Source organism: Pirellulales bacterium (assembly GCA_036490175.1).
In the GTDB taxonomy this organism is placed as follows: Bacteria; Planctomycetota; Planctomycetia; order Pirellulales; family JACPPG01; genus JACPPG01.
In genome coordinates, this window is the sequence record DASXEJ010000375.1 from 1 (window position 1) to 3,722 (window position 3,722).

Here is a 3,722-nt window from a genome sequence, read left to right on the forward strand (position 1 = left end):
CCATTATTCAACATGAAGCAATTTCTGTAGGTGTTCGTTCTAAAACTCGGCGCTGCCCGGCGTGCGAGGGAATGGAATTACGTCGCGGATATTCCCCATGCCGGTGATGAATTGCACAATCCTTTCGAGCCCCAGGCCGAATCCTGAGTGGGGCACGGTACCGTAGCGACGCAGGTCGCTGTACCACCAATAGTTCGCCGGATCGAGTTTTTGTTCCAGCATGCGTGCCTCCAGCACGTCGAGCCGCTCCTCGCGCTGGCTGCCACCGATGATCTCTCCCACCTTGGATACCAAGACGTCCATGGCACGAACGGTGCGGCCATCGTCGTTGAGACGCATGTAAAACGCTTTAATCGTCTTCGGATAATCATACAGGATAACCGGCTTGTGGAATTCCTGTTCGGTCAAATAACGCTCGTGCTCGGCCTGCAGATCGTGCCCCCATTCGACGGGAAACTCGAATGTGTGCCCCGATGCCTTGAGTATCTCGACAGCCTCGGTATACGAGAGTCGCACAAAATCGCTGGCGATGATCCCTTTCAAGGTCTCGATCACGGTTTTGTCAACGCGGTCGCGGAAGAACTCCATATCCTCTGGGCATTGGTTCAACACGTCGCGAAAGATGCGTTTCAAAAAACGTTCGGCCAGCGCCATGTTGTCTGTGAGCTCGTAAAACGCGACCTCAGGCTCGATCATCCAGAACTCGGCCAGATGGCGCGACGTGTTGGAGTTCTCCGCGCGAAACGTCGGGCCGAACGTGTAAACTTTTCCCAGGGCGCAAGCAAAAATCTCTCCTTGAAGTTGGCCGCTGACGGTGAGAAACGCCGGGCGGTCGAAAAAATCGTGTGTGTAATCGACGCCACCGCTGGGGGATCTTGGCACTTTGGCCAGATCGAGCGTGGTGACCTTGAACATCTCGCCCGCCCCTTCGCAATCGCTGGCGGTGATGATCGGCGCGTGGATGTACAAAAAACCTTCTTCTTGAAAGAAGGCATGGATCGATCGGCTGACGCAGTTCCGCACGCGCGTGATGGCCCCAAACGTGTTGGTCCGCGGGCGCAAATGGCCGATCGTGCGCAGGAATTCGAACGAGTGGTGTTTTTTCTGAAGTGGATAGCTTTCAGGGTCGGCCAGGCCATGGACAATGACCCGCTGGGCCTGCACCTCGGTCGCCTGCCCTTTGGCGGGGGATGCCTTGACGAGTCCCTCTACAGTGACACTTGCTCCCGCGCCCAGATGCTTGATCTCGGCCTCGTAATTTTCAAGCGCCGCTTCGGCAATGACCTGCACGTTGGCCAGCGACGAACCGTCGTTTAATTCGAGGAAGCTGAAGCCCCCCTTGCTGTCGCGTCGGGTGCGGATCCAACCTTGCAGTCGCACCTCGCGCCCCACAGCCGTCGCCTCGCGCGCCTCGGCAACTCGGATGGTGTCCATACGTCAGAGTTCCTTTAACTTTGCTCGTGCTCGCGTGTCCCATTCGCGCGAGGACTAAGCGGGCAATTGTCGCGCGGGATACTGGAATTGTGGCGGCTACTCGTGTGCGGCCAGCCAACGTTCGGCGTCGAGTGCCGCCATGCAACCGCTGCCAGCTGCGGTAACAGCCTGGCGGTAGTAGTCGTCGGCCACGTCTCCGGCGGCGAACACTCCTTCGACGCTGGTGTTGGTGCGAAACGGGACCGTCCACTTGATGTACTTCTTGGGGGTGAGTTCCAGCTTGCCTTCGACGAACCGCGTGTTCGGCGTGTGGCCGATGGCCAAAAATACTCCAGAGGCTGGTAGCTCGCGTGTTTCGCTCCCTTGCGTACTCTTGAGCCGCACGCCGGTGACTCCCTCGCGATCGTTGCCGATCACTTCGTCGAGCTGGCTGTTCCAAACCAGGTCGATCTTGGGATCATTCTCTGCGCGATGAGCCATGATCTTCGACGCGCGTAGGGAGTCGCGACGGTGAATCATGTGTACCCGGCTGGCGAACTTGCTGAGGTAGGTAGCCTCTTCAACGGCCGAATCTCCACCGCCCACGACAATCAGCGGCTTGTTGCGAAACCGCGGCAGGGCCCCGTCGCACACGGCGCAGGCGCTAACGCCGCGATTTTTATAGGCGTCTTCCGACGGCAGGCCCAAGTAGTTCGCTCGCGCGCCGGTGGCGACGATCACAGCTTCGGCCTCAACCACCTGGCCGTTTGAGGCCGTGAGCTTGAACGGGCGGCGCGAAAAGTCGACGTCAACGATATCGTCGGTAACGATCCGCGTGCCGAAGTTCGCAGCCTGCTGACGCATCAGCTCCATCAGTTCCGGACCACTCACGCCGTGCTTTTCGTGCGGCGCCATGTAGGCGCGGCGCGTCTTCTCGATCGCATGGTCGAGATACGCGCCGAGATCTCCCGCTGGGAAGCCCGGGTAGTTCTCGACCTCGGTCGTGAGAGCCAATTGTCCCAACGGCAGCGTGCCGTTGATGCGGTTGTCTTCGGTAACGGCGCCCTCGAACACCAACGGCGCGAGATTGGCACGGGCGGTGTAAATAGCGGCGGTCCAGCCGGCCGGTCCGCTGCCGATGATGACTACTTTTTCGGGCACGCTAAGGCACTCCTTGCTCGGTTGCCGAGTTCAAAAAATCGACGTCCACTTCGCACAGCACGGGATGCCGGCCCTCCACGCCCAGGCATGCTTGGCACCTTATGCCTGCAACCCACAATTCATCGCGTCGACCGACAGACTGAAGGAGGAATTATAGGGTTTACTGGCAAGTGGTCCACCGCGGGCGAACTTGTCGGCAGCCAGCGGGTTCGATATCGTACCTTGCGGCTCCTTGGGGGGCCGCGCAAGTTATGACTACGTTAAGAGGTCAGGTGCCTTACCCCGTGTGCGACCGCACCTGGACATGCTTGAACTTGTGATGGCTTTTGTGCCATCATCCGCTGCGCAGCTGCGTGCGTGCCATCCCGGTTTGATGCGCTGGCATCCCACGTGTCCCATGATCGAAAGTCGATTACATGAATGCCATGCCCGTGATGCTCGGAGTGCTGTGCGTACTTGCGATTTCGTATCGTTATTACAGCGCATTCCTGGCCACGCGGGTGGCGGTTCTCGACGACTCTCGGATCACGCCGGCTCATGAGTTCAACGACGGGCAGAACTACCACCCGACGCACAAGTGGGTGTTGTTTGGCCATCACTTTGCGGCCATCTCGGGCGCGGGGCCGTTGATCGGTCCGGTGCTGGCGATTCAGTTCGGATATCTGCCTGGGCTAATCTGGTTGATCGTCGGGGTATGCCTGGCCGGGGCTGTGCAAGACATGCTGGTGCTGGCCGCCAGTGTCCGTCGCGGCGGACGGTCGTTGGCCGAGATTGCGCGAGCCGAAATCGGTCCGATAGCCGGCACGACGGCCTCGATCGCAATCTTGTTTGTCGTAGTGATCGCGCTTTCTGGTCTTGGGGTAGTCGTTGTCAAAGCGCTCGGTGGCGAGGAGATCAAGCTGGCCCCCGGCACCGTGCTCGAAGCGCCGCAAGATGATCAGATCGAACTCGTCCAGGAACATGGTCGCTTTGTCGCGCGGCTGCCAGCGGGCACTCGCATTACTTATACCGGTGGGGCCGCGGTAACCCGTAGCGAAGAGTTCTTAGTCAGCGTTGACCAAATGGGCGATAAGGTCGAGTCCCCCGAGGTGCTGTTTCAGGCGACAGAGAATCGCATCACGTTGCCTGCTGGAGCTAAGCAAGCCGTG

3 protein-coding genes are annotated in these 3,722 nt (G+C 59.5%); 1 reads left to right on the forward strand and 2 read right to left on the reverse strand.

The genetic code is table 11. The annotated features are described in order from the left end of the window. Positions 1–39: 39 nt before the first annotated feature. Positions 40–1,434, reverse strand: coding sequence for an asparagine--tRNA ligase (asnS, locus tag VGG64_28595; protein HEY1603594.1), 1,395 nt, complete (start codon positions 1,432–1,434; stop codon positions 40–42). A gap of 96 nt (positions 1,435–1,530) precedes the next feature. Further along, a complete protein-coding gene (locus tag VGG64_28600) occupies positions 1,531–2,574 on the reverse strand; it encodes a thioredoxin-disulfide reductase (GenBank protein ID HEY1603595.1) in 1,044 nt (347 codons plus the stop codon). A 416-nt stretch (positions 2,575–2,990) separates the two neighbouring features. On the opposite strand from VGG64_28600, the gene VGG64_28605 reads away from it, so the two are divergent. Continuing rightward, on the forward strand, positions 2,991–3,722 hold a 732-nt coding region (locus VGG64_28605; GenBank protein ID HEY1603596.1), incomplete at its 3' end, for a carbon starvation CstA family protein.

Bases quoted from the DNA above. Each gene is read 5' to 3' on its own strand.
- asnS (HEY1603594.1), bottom strand. From the start codon at position 1,434: ATGGACACCATCCGAGTTGCCGAGGCGCGCGAGGCGACGGCTGTGGGG.